We start from the raw sequence: 18672 nt of genomic DNA, 5'->3' as shown, positions 1-18672 counted from the left end.
AATCAATTGGTATCTGAATTCACGGCCACTTAAATGTCTTAATTGGCATACACCAATCGAGATCTTCTTGCTTAATCTACGTCACTAAATTCGTTCAAGTTATTTCTTGCAATCTGCCCTAAAGAAAAGTTAACTGCTGGAACAGCGCTTGTGGCAACCATCTTGACTGGTCCTGGCGAAGTCGAGTTTGTTGGTAAGCCAGGGATGGGGACTACCAATTGGGCAAACTATACTGAGAAGCCAAATGCCAAAACAGATGAGCTAATGGCAGAATTAGAAAAGGCAAACTTCAATCCAACATTAAAGGATAACTTCATGGGAACCTTAATGGCCAAAGTAGTCTTTAATTCAGTTGTTAATACTTTATGTACGATGTTTGAAATCACGATGGGGGAATATGCTTCCTTTGAGAAGGCGGATGAATTATCCCGGCAACTAATTGATGAAGCCTATGACGTTTGTGAACGGGCGGGGGTCCAGTTAGTTAATAGTCGGGCAGAAGAACTGGAGAGTGTTAACTATGTTTCGAAGGTTGGTAACCCTCACCATTACCCATCAATGTATCAGGATATGAGTCATAATCGACCAGTTGAGGTTGACTATATCAACGGCTACTTTGTTAAACTTGGGCGGAAGTACCACTATGAAGCAAAAACTCATAACTTTGTAACTAACCTGGTTCACCTTGCGGAAGCTACGCGGGAACATCGAAAGTAATAAAAGATGGCGGCTTGGAAAAGCGTTTTTCCAAGTCGCCATCTTTTGTGATCATCCTATAAGTTTGGATCCATTTTGAAAGTTAACTTTGATAACTCGGTTCCCTGAGTCATTAAGTCGAATAACAATTCTTTTGCTTTAGCGTTACAGTGACTCGCAATCTCATGGTTTTGACCAGTAAGGTAAATTGTGAGTTGCTTACCGTCAAGCTTTTTGGCATGTTCATCAACCTCATTAATCTTTCGCCGACACCATTCGCCAAGTTCTTTTTGGAAGTCGAGATCAGCCTGATTAAATTCGCTGTAATGGGCTTCAACGACCATTGCAAGAGCTTCGTTAAGCCAAAAAGCGCTCTTTAAATCCATCTTTTTTGGTAGCTCACGGTAGGAAACATCAGTATCGTCCGCGTTAGCAAAGAATGGAACATAGGCATTAAAGCTGGGAACTCCCATTTCGATCCACTGAACAGCGGCATGCTTTGAATCAACTGTATTTCTCATTTGAAGTATATGTGATTGAGCAGTTCGCGAGAGGGAGATTGCCCGATAGACTTTCCGATCATGCTCATTACCGTCACCGAGTGGGTCATATTTAGTTTCGTTATAGTGAGACTTTAAAATGTATTGGATATCCTCAACCGCAATTTTCCGTTCTGGCTTCCGGATAAAAGGCATCTCTGAAGACTCAGGTGTTTGATTAGCGGCAGCAACGGGATTGAAGTAGCGTTGGGCAAACCAAACTCGGGGAGTATTGTAATGATGATCGAATTGGGTGTTGGTTCCAAAAATATGACGGAAATTCCATTGATCGTTATCCGGATTTAAACCGTGAAGATTAACAAACTCTTCAATTCCATCAGACCACATATAGTTATCCGAATCTTCAAAGTTAATCTTTTCAATGGCAATTTGGTTAGCAGCGACAGCATAGCAATCATCAGGAATTCGAACTGCTACCCAATGGTGTCCGGTAGCAATTTCCATGTACCAGACCTCGTTTTGGTCGTTAAATTGGACACCATTACCCTCAGCAGATCCATACTTTGCTACTAGCTTGCCCAGATATTCAACTCCTTCACGGGCACTATGAATGTATGGCAGGACAAGGTTAGTCATTGAGTCTTCAGCTAGACCATTTTTAACGTATGGATCATAGGCAAGAACGCGATCATTAGCGTAAACACTTTCGGTGGCACTTTCACCAACATTTTCTTCGTTAAAGCCATCTTCTTCATTTGGTCCCATGCTTTGGTCACCACTTGGCGTTGCAGTGTAGCGCATTCCGTTTGCCGGTAATTTGACTGTTAACTTATTGTATGGTGAAACATATGTCTCGTCTCGACCAGAAACTGCTGGTTGAACGATAAACCGTTTTGGTTCAATTGCAACCACCCGGTCTTCATTTCGGGCAATAAAAGTTGAACCATCCATTGAGGCTTTTTTGCCAACCATAATGGACGTACATGCAGAATTTTTAAAACGAGTCATTAAATCAGATCCCCTTTGTGTAATAATCCAAAAGTTCTATCTTCTTTTATTTTACACTTTCGCAGCTGGGATCTAAAAAATGTTATTTTACTAGCTTATAACCAAAGCCACGAATCGTTAACAGGTGATCTGGTTTATGGGGATCATCTTCAAGTTTATCCCGAAGGTGGCTGATATGAATATCGACAATTCGGGAAGTATCAAGGATATCATATCCCCACACTCCATTTACGAGTTGTTCGCGACTGAGTACTTGATCGTGGTGTTCAATTAAGTAGGCGAGCAATTGAAATTCTTTAGGAGTAAGCTCAACAGGCAAATTATTTTTGGTGACAGTGTAATTTTCCTGATCGATTTGCCATGAACCGATTGAAGCTATTTGTGGTGGTGTTATTTTTTTAGTAGGCACGGACTCCTTAAACTTTAACTGTTGATAAAGCCATAGCCGTTGTTCGATTAATGGTTGAATGGTGCGCTCATTAAATGGAAACAAAACCAGATCATCCACCCGTGATTTATAAAGTTTTCGCTGAATTCGTTCCGTTAATTTGGTTGCAAAAACAATGATTGGACCATGGACTTGCTCACGGATCAAGGTCATAGTCGCGATTGTGGTATCTAGGGTCGTGTCAGTAAGATCCCAGAAGATTCCCGCAACTGGTTGCTTTTCAAGTTCAACCACTAATCCGGTTGGTGTTGTAATTTGGCTAAGAGTCCACCGTGCTTTTTTACAGAGGGTGGTTAGTTGCTGAGTTAATTCAGTGTTCTGACTCATTAATAAAAACTTGTTAGTCATATTCTTCTCCAAAATTTACACAACTTTTACAATGCGAAGATTAAATATTTACATCGACTTGATATTCTCTATTTGTATCATATGAAGTTAACGAAAACAACTAGGGAGACAAGATGAAGAGAATAATTATAGGGATTATCGGTGCAGCAATAATTGCCGGGTTAGGAGCCGGTTGGGTTGCAGCAAAGAAACAACCACCGTAAGAAAAAATTGCAATTGTTGGCTCTACTGCCCTTCAACCACTAACTGAAGCAGTTGTTGAGAACTATCAGAAGGTAAAACCGCAGACGAGTATTACTGTCCAAGGTGGCGGATCTGGAACTGGATTAAGCCAGGTTCAAGCAGGAGCGGTTAATGTTGGTTCATCAGATATCTTTGCAGATCAGCAAGATGGGATTAATGAAAAGAAACTTACGGATCATATTGTTGCGGTTTCTGGAATTGTTCCAGTTGTAAACCATGAATTAGGAATTAATAATCTTTCTCTTGAGCAATTACGGCAAATTTATACGGGGAAGATCACAAACTGGCGCCAAGTTGGTGGCCCCGATTTACCAATAACGGTGATTAATCGGGCTGCCGGAAGCGGAACCCGGGTAGCATTTGAACAGGTAGTTCTTAAGGATGGTGAACGGTCAATTAATGCTCAAGAACAGGATTCGAACGGCACTGTAAAGGAAATTGTTAAGAATACTCCAGGCTCGATTAGTTATATTTCGTTTGCTTACCTTAATGACCAAGTTCAACCAGTGAAGATTAATGGGGTTGCACCAGTGGCAAAGAATGTTACGACAAATAAATGGCCACTATGGTCATATGAGCACATGTATACTCAGAAAAAGCCAACTAGGGTGACTGAGAAGTTTATTAATTACATGCAAACGAAAAAAGTTCAACAAACATTAGTCGAAGATGCAAACTACATTAATATTCATGATATGAAAGTCCAACGAACAGCGGACGGGAAGACAAGCATAAAGGAGTAAACGATGGACGATTTAAAAAAACAGTTAAGTCAATCGTCAATTGAAAGTAAGCAGGAGTGGGTCGGCAAATTGATCAGCTACCTTGCAATTATTTTGATTGGTGGATTGGTAGGAACAATCTTAATTTTTCTTACCTTCAAAGGAATTGCTCTTTTTAAGGATAATGGGGTATCAATCTGGCATTTCTTAACAAGTACCGACTGGCAACCGAGCCACCATCACTATGGGGCGTTGCCGATGATTATCACCTCGTTCAGCGTGACTGCCTTATCGGGAGTTATTGCCTTACCATTAGCGTTAGTTGTTGCAATTGCAATTACGGAAATGCTTCCACAAAAAGCTTATCAGTATCTTCAACCGCTAATTGAATTGCTTGTTGGGATCCCCTCAGTAGTGTACGGTTACCTCGGATTGACTGCGATTGTTCCTTATCTTCGTCAAGTATTTGGAGGAACCGGATTTGGAATTCTAGCAGCGACGAGTGTTCTTTTCCTAATGATTCTCCCAACAATGACATCAATGACCATCGATAGTTTACAAGCAGTTCCGCAAAAGTATCGGCAAGCATCGTCCGGCCTAGGAGCGACACGGTGGCAGACTATTTCCCGGGTAATAATTCCCAGTGCGAAGAGTGGAATATTAACAGCGATGGTATTTGGAATGGCACGGGCATTTGGGGAGGCATTAGCAGTTCAAATGGTAATTGGAAATACGACCATTGTACCAAAGAGTTTGATGGAGTCCTCAGCCACGCTCACGAGTGTTTTAACAACGGGGATTGGGAATACAGTAATGGGAACAGCATCGAATAATGCTTTGTGGTCGCTAGTATTAATCCTTCTTGTGATGTCCCTGGCATTCAACTTATTAATGCGATTGGTAAGTAAGAAAGGAGCAAGATGATGAATCCAGAGCGAGTTGACAAAGTAGCAACTGGGATAATACTAGGACTGGCAGGATTGGTTGGCTTGGTAATCCTTAGTTTGTTAATTTACATTTTAGCAATGGGAATTCCTAATATTTCCTGGCACTTCTTAACGGCTAATGCTGAATCATTTGCTGCGGGTGGTGGGATTCGTGATCAGCTTTTTAACTCCCTTTACTTAGTGCTTTTGACCCTAATCGTCTCAGTTCCGCTAGCTCTTTGTGCGGCAATTTATTTGAGTGAATATGCTCCAGAAAATCGGTGGACACAAATGCTTCGGCTGGCGATTGAGGTTTTAAGTTCTTTGCCTTCTGTAGTAGTTGGCTTATTTGGCTACTTAGTCTTCGTTTTGCAGTTTGGCTTTGACTTTTCATTATTAGCAGGGGCATTAGCATTAACGATTTTAAACTTACCAATCTTAACCCGTAGTTGTGAGGATGCGCTACAACAGGTCCCGTATTTGCAACGCCAAGCAGGATTAGGGTTAGGGATGTCAAAATGGCGCGTCACGACTAAAATTGTTCTTCCGGCAGCACTGCCAGGAATTATTACTGGCGCAATATTAAGCGCTGGACGGATCTTCGGTGAAGCAGCCGCATTAATATATACGGCGGGGCAAAGTTCCCCAGCAATTAACTATGCGGACTGGAATCCTTTTAGTCCAACGAGTTTCCTGAACCCAATGCGACCGGCAGAAACATTGGCGGTTCATATTTGGAAAGTGAATAGCGAGGGGCTAGTTCCTGACGCGCGAGCAGTTTCAAATGGTTCGGCCGCGGTATTAATTATTACGATTCTGCTGTTTAATCTCGCTGCCCGCTATGTTGGTCACCGAATTAAGCAACGTTTAACTAAGTAAGGAGAAACAAATGCAAACAAGTACGGCTTTAGAAACAAAAAATCTTCAGGTCCTTTATGGTGAAAAGCATGTTGCTCATGATATTAGTCTAAAATTTCCCCAAAATAAAATTACAGCATTAATTGGTGCCTCTGGCTCAGGAAAGTCTACGGTATTGCGGAGCTTGAATAGGATGAACGATGACTTCGCGACGGTAAAGGGAGAAATTAATTTTCATGGGGTAAATATCAACCAACCGAAAGTTAACGTTTATCGAGTTCGTCAGCGGATCGGAATGGTTTTCCAGCAACCAACGCCATTTCCGCTGTCAATTTATGAAAATGTGATCTATGGTCTTAGGTTAGCCGGTGAAAGGGATCGACGGGTACTTGACCAACGAGTTGAAGAAAGTCTTCGTCAGGCAGCATTGTGGGATGAAGTAAAGGATCAATTGAAATCTAGTGCGCTCGCGCTTTCGGGAGGACAGCAACAGCGGCTTTGTATTGCCCGGACACTAGCAGTTCGACCAGAAATCATTCTCATGGATGAACCAACCAGTGCTCTTGATCCAGTTTCAACTTCGCAAATAGAAGATACTCTAGTACAATTAAAAGAGCAATTAACGATCATTATGGTAACCCACAATATGCAGCAGGCATCGCGTTCAGCAGACTGGACGGCGTTTATGCATCAGGGACACCTCATTGAGTTTGATAAGACAGCAAATATTTTTATGAATCCACGAGAACAAAAGACTGCTGATTATTTAAGCGGTAAGTTTGGTTAGGAGGTTGTAGATAGATGGGTGCAATTTTTAACGATGAATTAAAGCGGCTTCGTGGTCATTTTATGGAGATGGGAATCGATGCTAGTGAACAGATATACCAGGCAACAAAGGCGTTCACGGAGAATGATACAGCACTGGCAGAACAGGTCCTAAAAGTTGATCCTAAGATTAATGATGAGGAAATTAATCTTGAAAAAGAGGCACTTAAGTTGATGGCATTGCAACAACCTGTAGCAAGCGATTTTCGCAAGATTATCAGTATTTTGAAAGCAAGTAGTGATATTGAAAGATTAGGCGATTATGCATCCCATATTGCCCGGGCAGCTATCCATTTAAGTGATCGAGAGCATAATAAAGAAATTGAAGAACAGATTGAAAAGATGATGATGATTGTTCGGGAGATGTTAGAGCGAGTTCTGGATGCATATGTTTATACTGATGAACAAAAGGCCTATGAAGTTGCTAACGAGGATTTGAAAGTTGATCTAATCTATGTTCAACAACAACGAGCAATTATGAATGCATTAGTAAAAGCAGGTCAAAACGTGAAAACATATGGTGATTACCTTTCCGTAATTCGTTACCTTGAACGTGCTGGCGATCATATTGTGAACCTTGCGGAATGGATTATCTATAGTGGTTCAGGTAAGTTGGTAGAATTGAATCCCGGAAAGGCCGATCCAACAATGGTTAAACGGAAACTACAAAAATAAGCAAATGGCAGCGTTAACTGATAATTCACATTAAAAAAGCTTCAAATATTCAGGGAAGCCCGAATACTTGAAGCTTTTTAATATAGTAAAGATGAATCTTATTCCTTTGTAAAATTAAATTCATCCGCATGACGGAGTGAATAGCAGAAGTAAATAATTAAGCCAAGAGCGATCCAAATAAGGTATGTCAGCCAGGCGGTCAATGAGATGCTAACGAGAAGGACAATACAGATGATAATTGAAAGTACCGGAATTGTCTTACCGAATGGCACCTTGAAAGGCCGTTTAAGTTCTGGATAACGGAGACGCAGAATAATAACAATAAGTGAAATTAACGCGAACACCATTAAAGAACCGATGTTAGCAATTAATGCCAAGTAGTGAAGATCAAATTCACCAGCTAAAATCGCTGAAAAAATTCCCACTAACCAAATTGCCTGATTAGGACTTTGAGTTTTAGTGTTTACTTTAGCAAGACCCTTGGGAAGAAAGGCACTCCGACTCATTGATTTAAGAATGTTAGAGCCGGCGTAGATGAAGGCAAATACAACTGCCATGATCCCTAAAACGGCACCAAGTGAGACAATTTCCGCAACAAAACTATGTCCCTTAACAATCAAAACATAGGACATGGCTTCAGAAACGTTTAACTTAGTGTAGGAAACAACCCCTGTCATAACAAGACTTACTAATACATAAAGGGTAGTAGAGATAACCAGGCACAAAATGATTGCCCGGGGAATATTTTTATCAACGTCTTTCGCGTCTTCTGCGGAAGTTGCCAGGGCATCAAAGCCAAGGAACGAGAAGAAAACAGCAGAAGCACCAGTGAAGATCCCCTTATAACCGTATGGAAGGAAGGGATGCCAGTTACTAGGATTAACGTGTGGAACGCTAACGATAATAAATAGTAAGATAATAAAAATTTTCACGCCAACAAGGAAGTTATTAATTAACTTACTTTCGCTTGTTCCCCGAGTTAGGATAATTGTCATTAGGAAGATCATTAAAACAGCAGGAAGGTTAACATACCCTCCAGCAGCTGGAGTAACGAGGAAACGATGAGGAAGGTTAATGCCAAGAACCTCTAAAAATGATTGAACATAACCAGTCCACCCATTCGCCACTGTTGCTGTGGTAGTGACATAAACACCAATTAGCGTCCAGCCGGCCAAAAATGCGACGAACTTACCAATGGATACCCAAGCATAGAAGAAGGCACTTCCTGAATTAGGTAAACTAGTGGTTAGTTCAGAATAACAGAGGCCAATTAATCCACTAGCTAACGCGGCAATTAGGAAGGAAAAGACGATCGCTGGGCCTGAATCTTCCGCGGCGACAATTCCAGTTAATACTAGAATTCCCGTACCAATAATTGCGCCGATACCTAAAATGGAAAGGTCAAAGAGACCGAGAGTTTTCTCGTGTTCTTTACCCTTTGGTAACTGATTTTGCATAATGATGATTCCTTTCAAAAAAAATACAGAAAACTGAACCTTAATTTTACATTAAAAATCGCTGTAAATCAAATTGCCGATCCTGTAACCGCTTGCTTTAGCTCTTCTTTCAACGAACTTACTTTTATCATTTTATCTTTGGGGTTACGAATCTGCTAAGTTTTATTTTAAAATGAAAATAAAACTTAAAAGGAAGCAGATGGGATAATGGCATTACATAAATTGGTAGTAATCTCTCTTGATTCGCTGGGCCTTCGTGATCTCGATGAATTTCGCGAATTCGTTCCCCATCTTGATCAATTAATTAAACGGGGAACGTGGGTTAAACGGGTTAGAGGAATCTTTCCGACCTTAACTTACCCATCACATACTTCAATCATTACTGGCCAATATCCAGCAATTCACGGCATTGTAAACAACACAAAAATTCAACCACAACGCGAATCGCCTGATTGGTACTGGTACCGTAAAGATGTTAAGGCAATGCCGCTTTATGATGTTGCACGTGAAGCCGGCTTAACAACGGCAGCATTTTTGTGGCCGGTTACCGCAAGAAGTAAAATAAATTATAATTTAGCAGAGATTTTTCCTAATCGGATCTGGACGAATCAAGTATTAGTGTCACTTAAAGCAAGTTCGCCACTGTTTCTTTATCAAATGAATCATCGTTACGGAAAACTTCGACGAGGAATCAAGCAACCGTGGCTTGATGACTTTGTGACTGCATGTGCTGTAGATACATTAAAAAATAAGCGCCCAGATCTTACGCTAATTCATTTAGTTGATATGGACAGTATGCGTCACCGGAATGGGGTTCGTTCTCCACAAGCTAAGGCGGCTTTGCAAAGGCTAGATCGTCGGGTAGCAAAGATTATTCAGGCAAGCCGTGATGCGGGGACATACGACGATACTGATTTTGTAATTTTAGGTGACCACTATCAAATCAATGTTGATAAAATGATTCACCTTAACATGGCCTTTGCAAAACAAGGCCTGCTTACCCCAATTAAGGGAAAGTCAACATACAAGAATAATTGGCGAGTGACTGCAAAAACATGCGATGGGGATACCAAGGGCTATGTTGATCTGAATAAGTTGAAGCAATTAATTGCTGGTGTCGAAGGTGTTGAACGGATTTATAGTGGTGCGGAAGCGGTAAAGCTTGGTGCCGACCCAAAGTGTAGTTTTTTAGTTGAGGCCAAACCAGGGTATTATTTTACCGATGAGGTTAATCGGCCAGCAATTGTCGAAAAGGTTGATCCCAGCTCGCTTGGTACTCATGATCGTTATCGTGCTGTTCATGGTTATGGCCCTAACCAGCCTAATTATTTCACAACCGCAATTTTTGTTGGACCAAGCATTAACCAAGGAAAGGAAGTAGAAACAGCCCACTTGGTTGATGAAGGACCAACATTTGCTAAGATATTAGGACTCCATTATCCTGCACCAACAGCCGGTCAGGTAATTCCTGGAGTAATAAAAAGTGAGGTTAAGTAAGTGAAGTTTAATAAGCAACAGTGGCAATGGATTTTTTATGACTGGGCTAATTCTGGTTACGGAATTTTAGTAGTGACTGCTGTCTTGCCGGTTTACTTTAAGGCGATTGTAAATGAGAACGGGATTAGTGCAACCAATTCAACCGCATTTTGGGGTTATGCGAATAGTTTTGGTACTTTAATTGTGTCATTAATGGCGCCGTTACTTGGCGCGCTGGCGGATTACCCTAATTCAAAACGTCGGTGGCTGAATTTATTTACGTGGGTTGGTATTGCAATGACCTTTGCGTTAGCTGTCGTTCCGATAAATCAATGGGCTGTGTTACTAATTATTTATGTTCTTTCGGTAATTGGTTATTCTGGCGGAAATCTTTTTTATGATAGTTTTCTGACTGATGTCGCTGATAATCAGCAGATGGACGCTGTTTCAACAACCGGTTACGGGATGGGCTATCTTGGTGGTGCCCTCGCTTTCATTATTTTTCTTGGTGCACAACTAACTGGTGGTTTTAATGGCCTTTTAAGTAGTTATGGAATTGCAAAATTCAGCTTTATCCTCGCTGCGGTCTGGTGGGTAATTTTTGCTTGGCCGTTGTTAAGACATGGGCATCAGTACCATAATGTTCAGGCGGTAACCGATCCAGTGGTGGATAGTTTCAAACGATTGGGAAGAACGCTTTATCACGTTAAACAGCACCGAAAGATTTTCTGGTTTCTGGTTGCTTACTTCTTTTATATTGATGGCGTCGATACTATTTTTACAATGGCGACCGCAATCGGGAAGGACCTCGGAATCGAAACAACAATGCTAATGCTTGTTCTGCTTATGGTTCAATTAATTGCATTCCCGTGTTCAATTCTTTATGGTTGGCTAGCTCAGAAGACATCAAACCGTTTAGCAATTCTAGTAGGGATTATCATTTACCTTTTTATTTGTTTAGATGCGTTACGCTTAAAATCATTAGCTGATTTCTGGGTTCTTGCTATTTTAGTTGGGACAAGTCAAGGCGGATTACAAGCGCTTAGTCGGTCTTATTTTGGCCAGTTGATCCCTAAAGATTCGAGTAGCGAGTTCTTTGGCTTTTATAATATTCTTGGTAAATTTTCTGCTATTTTGGGCCCGGTAATTGTGGGATTTGTAACCCAATTGACTAATAAATCCACGGTTGGCGCAGCTTCTCTTATTAGTTGGACTAATCATTTTTCTAATGTTGCCGCAGTTGACTCAAGAAACGAGTGATTAAATGACAAAGATTGATGAGCAGTTTATGCAATCTGTGTTAAACATTGTTGATATTATTCCGTTCGGTCGGGTAGCAACCTATGGGCAAATCGCTAAAATAATCGGCCGTCCCCGAAATGCTAGATTAGTGGGTAAGGCTCTTGGTAAGTCTGGCGGCTATGGTAAACATCCTTGCCACAGGGTAGTAACCGCTACTGGTCGACTTGTTCCAGGATGGTTCGACCAGCGACCGATGCTGATGGCCGAGAAGGTGCCATTTAAGGATGAGAATCATGTTGATATCAAACAATGTCAATGGCGCGGGATCTAATAGTTAGCAGTAATTTCAACTTAAGTATGCTAAAATTAAACCATCTCTGTAAGCGAATACAAGAAGGGTGGGAGCTTGAATGCATGGATTTATTGGCGAATTTTTTGGGACAATGATTTTAATTGTTCTTGGCTGCGGTGCGTGTGCTAGCGTAAATTTAAAACAAAGTTATGGTTGCGGGAGCAACTGGTGGTACATTAGTATTTCCTGGGGACTAGCAGTAACAATGGGAGTTTATGTTGCTGGGTTCCTTGGTTCTCAAGGGCATCTTAATCCTGCGGTAACGATCCCATACGCAATTTTGGACTTGTTTCCCTGGCATTCAGTGCTTCCTTATTTAAGTGGTCAATTTTTGGGCGCTTTCGTTGGCGCGATCATTGTAATTATTCAATTTTACCCGCAATTTAAGGTCACCAAAACGGCTAAGGAAGGGAATACTGTTGGAATTTTTGCTACGCGACCAGCAATTAAGAATGGTCTGTTTAACTTTCTTTCAGAATTTATCGCGACCTTTGCCTTTATTTTTATCTTGTTGAATTTAGGCAATTTTACTTCAGGACTAAAACCGTTTATGGTTGGCCTTGTGATTGCCGTTATTGGAACTTGCCTCGGCTCAACGACTGGTTTTGCCTTGAATCCTGCCCGGGACTGGTCACCACGGTTAGCTTATACTATTCTTCCCGTACCAAATAAGGGCAAAAGTGAATGGTCGTATGCTTGGGTACCAATGCTTGGCCCTTTAGCTGGGAGCCTTTTTGCGTGCTGGGTAGAACAATTAGCAAAAATCTAAAGAACATCTTGATAGAATAAAATAAAAGAGATCGAAAATTCCAATCAGAATTTTCGACCTCTTTTATTTTAGGATAGTTGGTTTTTAATTTTCGCGAGAGTAGGATGCAATATCATCGAGAATTTCGTTCATAAATGCATCTTGGCTCATTTCATTTTGTTCCTTTTCACCATACTTCCGTACAGAAACGCCGTTATTAGCCTTTTCATCGTCACCAACAACAAGAGTGTATGGAACCTTTTGAGTTTGAGATTCACGAATCTTGTAACCCATCTTTTCGTTCCGGTGATCAACAACAACCCGAATGTTAGCAGCCTTCATCTTCTTAGCAAGTTCATCAGCATATTCACCATGAGCATCTTCATTAACTGGAATAATGTGAACTTGTTCAGGAGCTAACCAGGTTGGGAAAGCACCCTTGTAAATTTCAGTTAAGTAAGCGATGAACCGTTCCATAGTACCAACAACACCACGGTGAATCATAACTGGTTGATGTTCCTTACCATCTTGACCAACATAAGTAAGACCGAAACGTTCTGGAAGCATAAAGTCAAGTTGGATTGTTGACATGGTTTCATCGTTGCCAAGGGCAGTCTTAGTTTGAATATCAAGCTTTGGACCGTAGAAGGCAGCTTCACCTTCAGCTTCGTAGTAATCAAGGTTAAGGTCATCCATGGCCTTCTTTAACATTGATTGAGACTTTTCCCACATCTCATCGTTAGCATAGTACTTCTTAACGTTCTTTGGATCACGAAGAGAAAGACGGAAACTGTAATCAGTAATGTCAAAGTCCTTGTAAACGTCCATGATTAAACGAAGGATCTTAGCAAATTCAGAACGGATTTGGTCAAGGGTAACGAAAGTGTGACCATCATTTAAGGTCATTTCACGAACCCGTTGAAGTCCAGAAAGGGCACCAGACTTTTCGTAACGGTGCATCATTCCAAGTTCAGCAATCCGTAATGGAAGATCACGGTATGAACGAATATGGTGCTTGTAAATTTGAATATGGCTTGGGCAGTTCATTGGCCGCAATTCAAGCATTTCACCGTCACCCATGTCCATTGGTGGGAACATGTCATCGCGGTAGTGTTCCCAGTGACCAGAAGTCTTGTAAGCATCGAGGTTCATTAATACTGGAGTGTAAACGTGCTTGTAACCATCCGCTACTTCACGATCGATGATGTAACGTTCGATTGTCCGCCGAATAGTGGCACCCTTTGGCATCCAGTATGGTAATCCGGCACCAACCTTTGGATCAACGAAGAAGAGATCAAGTTGGTTACCGATAACCCGGTGATCACGTTCCTTGGCTTCTTGACGCTTCTTAAGGTCTTCTTCTAAGGCATCCTTCTTGTAGAAGACAGTACCGTAAATCCGTTGGAGCATTGGGTTTGATGACATACCCTTCCAGTAAGCACCGGCAACGGAAAGAAGGCGGAGGTTCTTGACAACATCGCCGTAAAGGAGAATATCGTCGTCGGCAACTGCCTTGACATCACCAAGTTGGTACATGGCAACCTTGCCATCCTTGGCACTTTCCTTGATCAATTCACTTGAGAAACGGTCTGCTTCAACTTCTGCTAAAGCATCTTCAACAGGAACTTCGACAAATTCAACCTTTGCGTCGTTCTTTGCCATTCCCTTGATAACATCTTCAAGTGCTGGTAATTCGTCAGCAGAAACTTGTTGGTTGTCCTTGTCTGAATCAACATGGAAACCATCTTCGTCAGCGACTGCTTCCCCTAAACGGATTCCCTTAAATTCTTGCTTTAAGGCAGCCTTCAACATCAATGCAGAAAGCTTCCGTAATGCTTGTAAACCTTCTTTTGAATCACGATCGATCTTTTTAACTGATCCATCTGGTGACATAACAGCAACTTGAGCCATAAACAATCTCTCCCTTTTTTGTAGTTAAACAAAAAACGTCCCTAACGCTACTAAAGTAATAGCGTTAGGGACGTCAATTATTTTTATAATTAGCGTGGTTCCACCCATCTTCAGGACGTACTGATACCGTCCTCTCTAAGGTGTATTAACGGACACGACCCGACTCGCCTTATTTCGGCAAGCAATAAGTAAAGGTGGTACAACAATAATTAGATCCTCAACGGTGCTTCCAGCCTAGGCACCGACTCCCTAGTAGAGGGTAATTAATGTGCATATCCTTTAATTGCCTATGATTATATCACTGGGAGAACGAATCGCAACCCCTTTTTTGAATTTTATTTAATGACTAACAGAATTTGGTGCTGGTGTAGAGCCAGTACTACCACCATTATTTCCGTTATTAGATTGACCATTACCAGAATTGTTAGATTGATGGGCATTCCCGTTATTATTGTTCTGGTTTGATTGTGGAGTGCTGTTTTGAGAAGAAGTTGTGTTTCCGCCATTATTGTCGGTTGTGTGTTGGTCTTGATTAGAATAGTGTTGGGTTCCCCGTGAACCGCCACCGTTACTGGTGGAGTATGAGAATGAATAAGTATCTTGGTCATCATCACTGGTACTAGAAGACTGGTGCTTTTTGTGATGCTTCTTTTTGTGTGACGATGATTTACTACTGGTTGAGACTGTTGTGTCATTGTTATCAGTATTAACAGGGTTTTGTTGCTTGATCAAAAAGACAATGATCATGATCACTAAGATAGCTAACAGGATTGCTAGCAGGATTTTGAAAAGCTTATTTTTTCCCTTAAAATGGGGCATCTTTGGCTTTTTACCGCCCAAGTGGGAACGACGATTGTTATTTGAATCATATAGCTGAACACGGGTAGGGCGTTCATTATTATTTTGATTGTTCAATGAATTCACCTCAAAGTTAAGGATGAGACTTATATTTTCAAAGATATATTATAACATTTTACCGGATTATCAACTGGTTTAGTGCTATTTAGAAGCAAAAAATTAGGGACCGGGAATTACCCCAGCCCCTAATTTTTAAATCTTTACTTTTATTTAGGGAGGAAAAGATATAGGAGTTATCTTATGGTTCCTAATATACAGGTAAAGTTTGAAGAATTTGTGAGTGAATAATAAAGGAAGTTTTAATCCTTGCTATCAGCCATCTTTTCTTCCTTTTGACCGAAACCTTTTCCTTCAGCGGCAAAGCGTTTGTCACCACGGTATAATTCAACACAAGTCCAAGCTAAGAGGACAAGGATGATAATAATGGTGATGTAGGCTAAGACATCTGAAGTACCTTTTGACCAAATATCAAATCCTTCATATGTTGAAGGAAGGTTGTAGAGGTTCAAGAAAGTTAATGCGATAACGGAGATCCAACCACAAACCTTAACCCAGCCGCGGTTCTTAAATTCACCCATTTCAACGTCACTGTTAGTCATCATTAACAATGGCAACATTGAGAATGGTAGGGCAAATGCTAAGAATACCTGTGAGTTTTCCATTAGAAGGTTCAAAGCAGTGTGTTGTTGGATGGTTGATTCGCCTGAAGTCATCCCAACACAGATTAAAACAGGGATAACTGACATAATCCGCGTAACAAGACGACGAGCCCAAAGTGGCATCTTCATGTGAACGAACCCTTCCATGATTACTTGACCAGTTAAGGTACCAGTAATGGTTGAGTTTTGACCAGAAGCAAGCAGGGCAACAGCAAATAACGTTGAAAGAATACCGGACTTAGCAACCGCAATCAAAATTGGGTTACTGAGCATTGAAGTGTTGTTTAATGCATCGTAAAGACCGAAGAATGAACTATCTTGAACGGCACCAGTCTTAAATACGGCAACCCCCATGATTAACAGCAATGCGTTAACAACAAAGGCTAATGACAATTGAATATTAGAATCCCAAGTGGTGAACCGAACAGTTTTCCGGATACTATCCAAGTCGTTGTGGTCGATTTGCCGAGTCTGAGAAATTGCTGAGTGGAGGTATAAGTTGTGAGGCATAACAGTCGCACCAATGATACCAAGGGAACCACTTAATGGAGTAATTCCACCAATTTCTGGTGACTTAGCAATTGCCTTAGTGGAAGGCAGTAAGCCAGCAAAAGCAGCACCCCAGTTAGGGTGTGACAATGCGACCTGATAGGCAAAGACGAATAGAATAACTAAAATTAGGCAGGCAACAATTGCTTCGATCTTCCGGAAACCAATCTTGGTTAATAATAGCAATACCAAAACATCAAGAACGGTAATAAATACTGATGGAATCAACGGAATGTGGAATAACAAGTTAAGGGCAATTGCGGCACCAATAACTTCAGCAATATCAGTTGCCATGATGGCTAACTCAGTCATGATCCATAGAATAACACCTAATGCTTTACCGGTACGGGCCCGTGTTGCCTGGGCCAAGTCCATTTGACTCACGATTCCGAGTTTAGCTGCCATGTATTGAAGCAACATCGCAATCAAACTTGAAATCAAGATAGTAGTCATTAAGGTGTACTGGAAACTCTGACCACCGGTAATTGAAGTAGCCCAGTTACCAGGATCCATATAACCCACGGCAACTAATGCACCAGGGCCAGAATAAGCGAATAATGTTCGCCAGAAACCTTTACCATGTGGAACCTTAACAGTTCCGTTAATCTCTTCCAGAGACTTACCGTTAGCATATTCAATTAAATGATGCTTACGGTGTTGATTTTTTGTGTTGTTCACGCCAAATCCACCTTTCATCTTTTTTTTTGTTAACACAAATTGAACAGATCAGTTAACTTAAATTGATTACTTTTTTAGGGTAACATAAAAAATAATATACTACAATGGAAGATCGCCTATTTGACGGGCCTTGTTAATGAAATGAGGAAAAGCAAAAGACAAATTTTGGTTGACCTAATGAGGATCGAACCGCTTTCAAAAAGCGAAAATAAAATTTAAAATTCATAAAATTAGTTAATTATTTCTAAAAAAAGAAACGAGAAATGAAATAACTAAGATAGTAGAAGAAATCTATGTTAACCGGTTGATATCAAAGCGTTAATTCGATTATAATCAAACGCATAAGTTAAAAGAAACATTTCACAAGCGAGGTATTAGTAATGAAAGCTCTTGTATTAACTGCTGTTAAGAACTTAGAAGTTAAAGACGTTGATATGCCAGAAATTAAGCCTGATGAAGTGCTTGTTCACACTGCTTATGCGGGTATTTGTGGAACTGATCACGCACTTTATGCTGGTTTACCAGGTTCAGCAGATGCTGTTCCGCCAATCGTATTAGGACACGAAAACTCCGGTGTAGTTGCTAAGGTTGGTTCAGAAGTTAAAAATGTTAAAGTAGGGGACCGGGTTTCTGTTGACCCTAACATTTACTGTGGCGAATGTAAGTACTGCCGGACATCCCGTCCAGAACTTTGTGAACACTTGGATGCTGTTGGTGTTACTCGTGATGGTGGCTTCGAAGACTACTTCACTGCACCAGCTAAGGTTGTTTACCCAATTCCTGACAGTCTTTCATTAAAGGCTGCTGCGGTTACTGAACCACTTTCATGTGCCGTTCACGGGGTCGACCTTCTTGAATTGCACCCATACCAAAAAGTATTGGTTATTGGTGATGGCTTCATGGGACAACTTTTCGTTCAGACTTTACTTGCTCAAGGGGTAGAAGAAGTTACTTTGAGTGGTCTTTCTGAAGACAAGCTGAAGTTAAACCATGACAAGTTTGGTGCAAAGACCATTAATACCGCTAAGGGTGAAAAGATCCCTAACGATACTTACGACATTGTTATTGAAGCAGTTGGCCGTCCAGAAACTCAAGAACAAGCGGTTGAAGCAGCTGCTCGCGGTGGTCAAGTATTGATGTTTGGTGTTGGGAATCCAGATGATAAGTTCTCCATTAACAGTTATGAAGTATTCCAAAAGCAATTAACCATTCAAGGGGGCCTTCATTAACCCTTACTGCTTTGAAGATGCCATTGCTTTGATGGGTTCAGGGAAGGTTGATGTCTTGCCATTGCTTTCTCACGAATTTGACCTTAAGGAAGTTGATGACTTTGTAAATGGTCGAATTGATGGTGTTTCTAAGGCAGTTGTTAAGTTAGCCGGGGAAGAAGCGTAAAACAAAAGCTGAGAATCAGGAAAAATTTTCTGATTCTCTTTTTTTACTCCAAAGTTGACACGGTGTCACCTAAATGTTAATATTAATTCAATCAAAAA

General features: G+C 41.0%; 13 protein-coding genes and 4 pseudogenes. 11 read left to right on the top strand and 6 right to left on the bottom strand.

All coding sequences use genetic code 11. From position 1 onward, the window contains the following. Positions 1 to 123 precede the first annotated feature (123 nt). A pseudogene (locus tag HUK49_RS04725) lies at positions 124 to 717 on the top strand (ketopantoate reductase family protein); the annotation flags it as partial. Positions 718 to 773: 56 nt separating this feature from the next. Here the strand turns inward: HUK49_RS04725 and HUK49_RS04720 are convergent. Both HUK49_RS04720 and HUK49_RS04715 read right to left on the bottom strand, forming a co-directional pair. Next, on the bottom strand, positions 774 to 2204 hold the full coding sequence (locus HUK49_RS04720; RefSeq protein ID WP_191912847.1) for a C69 family dipeptidase: 1431 nt from the start codon (positions 2202 to 2204) through the stop codon (positions 774 to 776). A gap of 82 nt (positions 2205 to 2286) precedes the next feature. Beyond that, positions 2287 to 3000 carry a winged helix-turn-helix transcriptional regulator gene (locus tag HUK49_RS04715; protein ID WP_102167961.1) on the bottom strand — a complete coding sequence of 238 codons (714 nt, stop codon included), beginning with the start codon at positions 2998 to 3000 and terminating at the stop codon, positions 2287 to 2289. Positions 3001 to 3113: 113 nt separating this feature from the next. Between HUK49_RS04715 and HUK49_RS04710 the strand changes: the two are divergent. From HUK49_RS04710 to phoU, 5 genes and pseudogenes are all read left to right on the top strand, one after another. Beyond that, positions 3114 to 3986: pseudogene (locus tag HUK49_RS04710) on the top strand (phosphate ABC transporter substrate-binding protein). A 3-nt stretch (positions 3987 to 3989) separates the two neighbouring features. Beyond that, positions 3990 to 4889 (top strand): phosphate ABC transporter permease subunit PstC, encoded by a 900-nt coding sequence (gene pstC, locus HUK49_RS04705; RefSeq protein WP_191912846.1) that lies wholly within the window; start codon positions 3990 to 3992, stop codon positions 4887 to 4889. After that, complete coding sequence (gene pstA, locus HUK49_RS04700) at positions 4889 to 5770, top strand: phosphate ABC transporter permease PstA (protein ID WP_102167956.1); 882 nt, start codon at positions 4889 to 4891, stop codon at positions 5768 to 5770. The genes pstC and pstA overlap by 1 nt, the downstream gene beginning before the upstream one ends. A 10-nt stretch (positions 5771 to 5780) precedes the next feature. Then, entirely contained in the window at positions 5781 to 6536 is a 756-nt protein-coding gene (gene pstB / locus HUK49_RS04695; RefSeq protein WP_191912845.1) for a phosphate ABC transporter ATP-binding protein PstB, read from the top strand. Positions 6537 to 6550: 14 nt separating this feature from the next. Next, a complete protein-coding gene (gene phoU / locus HUK49_RS04690; RefSeq protein WP_102167954.1) occupies positions 6551 to 7249 on the top strand; it encodes a phosphate signaling complex protein PhoU in 699 nt (232 codons plus the stop codon). A 98-nt stretch (positions 7250 to 7347) separates the two neighbouring features. Here phoU and HUK49_RS04685 read toward each other — a convergent pair whose 3' ends face one another. Further along, entirely contained in the window at positions 7348 to 8706 is a 1359-nt protein-coding gene (locus HUK49_RS04685; RefSeq protein WP_191912844.1) for an APC family permease, read from the bottom strand. Positions 8707 to 8913: 207 nt separating this feature from the next. Between HUK49_RS04685 and HUK49_RS04680 the strand changes: the two genes are divergently transcribed. The 4 genes and pseudogenes from HUK49_RS04680 (at position 8914) to HUK49_RS04665 (ending at position 12545) form a co-directional block, all read left to right on the top strand. Next, complete coding sequence (locus HUK49_RS04680) at positions 8914 to 10203, top strand: alkaline phosphatase family protein (RefSeq protein WP_191912843.1); 1290 nt, start codon at positions 8914 to 8916, stop codon at positions 10201 to 10203. Further along, positions 10204 to 11446 (top strand): annotated as a pseudogene (locus HUK49_RS04675) (MFS transporter). It begins immediately after the preceding gene. Continuing rightward, positions 11447 to 11755 (top strand): MGMT family protein, encoded by a 309-nt coding sequence (locus HUK49_RS04670; RefSeq protein WP_191912841.1) that lies wholly within the window; start codon positions 11447 to 11449, stop codon positions 11753 to 11755. Between the two features lie 79 nt (positions 11756 to 11834). Continuing rightward, positions 11835 to 12545, top strand: coding sequence for an MIP/aquaporin family protein (locus HUK49_RS04665; RefSeq protein WP_191912840.1), 711 nt, complete (start codon positions 11835 to 11837; stop codon positions 12543 to 12545). An 84-nt stretch (positions 12546 to 12629) separates the two neighbouring features. On the opposite strand, the gene thrS is transcribed toward HUK49_RS04665, so the two are convergent. The 3 genes from thrS to HUK49_RS04650 form a co-directional block, all read right to left on the bottom strand. After that, entirely contained in the window at positions 12630 to 14435 is a 1806-nt protein-coding gene (gene thrS / locus HUK49_RS04660; RefSeq protein WP_191912839.1) for a threonine--tRNA ligase, read from the bottom strand. A gap of 339 nt (positions 14436 to 14774) precedes the next feature. Beyond that, the gene (locus HUK49_RS04655; RefSeq protein WP_206705622.1) at positions 14775 to 15350 is read right to left on the bottom strand and encodes a hypothetical protein; all 576 of its coding nucleotides are present in this window, start codon (positions 15348 to 15350) and stop codon (positions 14775 to 14777) included. Between the two features lie 242 nt (positions 15351 to 15592). Further along, positions 15593 to 17197, bottom strand: a complete 1605-nt coding sequence (locus HUK49_RS04650; protein ID WP_191912851.1) for an Nramp family divalent metal transporter — start codon at positions 17195 to 17197, stop codon at positions 15593 to 15595. Between the two features lie 362 nt (positions 17198 to 17559). Between HUK49_RS04650 and HUK49_RS04645 the strand changes: the two are divergent. Then, positions 17560 to 18574 (top strand): annotated as a pseudogene (locus HUK49_RS04645) (zinc-dependent alcohol dehydrogenase family protein). Positions 18575 to 18672: the final 98 nt, after the last annotated feature.

Source organism: Limosilactobacillus portuensis (genome assembly GCF_014838735.1).
GTDB lineage: Bacteria > Bacillota > Bacilli > Lactobacillales > Lactobacillaceae > Limosilactobacillus > Limosilactobacillus portuensis.
This window is presented reverse-complemented; position numbering and strand designations above follow the sequence as displayed.

What these genes read in the sequence shown, in the direction of transcription:
- HUK49_RS04720 (WP_191912847.1), bottom strand. Translation starts at nt 2,204, where the DNA reads ATGACTCGTTTTAAAAATTCTGCATGTACGTCCATTATGGTTGGCAAA.
- HUK49_RS04715 (WP_102167961.1), bottom strand. Translation starts at nt 3,000, where the DNA reads ATGACTAACAAGTTTTTATTAATGAGTCAGAACACTGAATTAACTCAG.
- pstC (WP_191912846.1), top strand. Translation starts at nt 3,990, where the DNA reads ATGGACGATTTAAAAAAACAGTTAAGTCAATCGTCAATTGAAAGTAAG.
- pstA (WP_102167956.1), top strand. Translation starts at nt 4,889, where the DNA reads ATGAATCCAGAGCGAGTTGACAAAGTAGCAACTGGGATAATACTAGGA.
- pstB (WP_191912845.1), top strand. Translation starts at nt 5,781, where the DNA reads ATGCAAACAAGTACGGCTTTAGAAACAAAAAATCTTCAGGTCCTTTAT.
- phoU (WP_102167954.1), top strand. Translation starts at nt 6,551, where the DNA reads ATGGGTGCAATTTTTAACGATGAATTAAAGCGGCTTCGTGGTCATTTT.
- HUK49_RS04685 (WP_191912844.1), bottom strand. Translation starts at nt 8,706, where the DNA reads ATGCAAAATCAGTTACCAAAGGGTAAAGAACACGAGAAAACTCTCGGT.
- HUK49_RS04680 (WP_191912843.1), top strand. Translation starts at nt 8,914, where the DNA reads ATGGCATTACATAAATTGGTAGTAATCTCTCTTGATTCGCTGGGCCTT.
- HUK49_RS04670 (WP_191912841.1), top strand. Translation starts at nt 11,447, where the DNA reads ATGACAAAGATTGATGAGCAGTTTATGCAATCTGTGTTAAACATTGTT.
- HUK49_RS04665 (WP_191912840.1), top strand. Translation starts at nt 11,835, where the DNA reads ATGCATGGATTTATTGGCGAATTTTTTGGGACAATGATTTTAATTGTT.
- thrS (WP_191912839.1), bottom strand. Translation starts at nt 14,435, where the DNA reads ATGGCTCAAGTTGCTGTTATGTCACCAGATGGATCAGTTAAAAAGATC.
- HUK49_RS04650 (WP_191912851.1), bottom strand. Translation starts at nt 17,197, where the DNA reads ATGAAAGGTGGATTTGGCGTGAACAACACAAAAAATCAACACCGTAAG.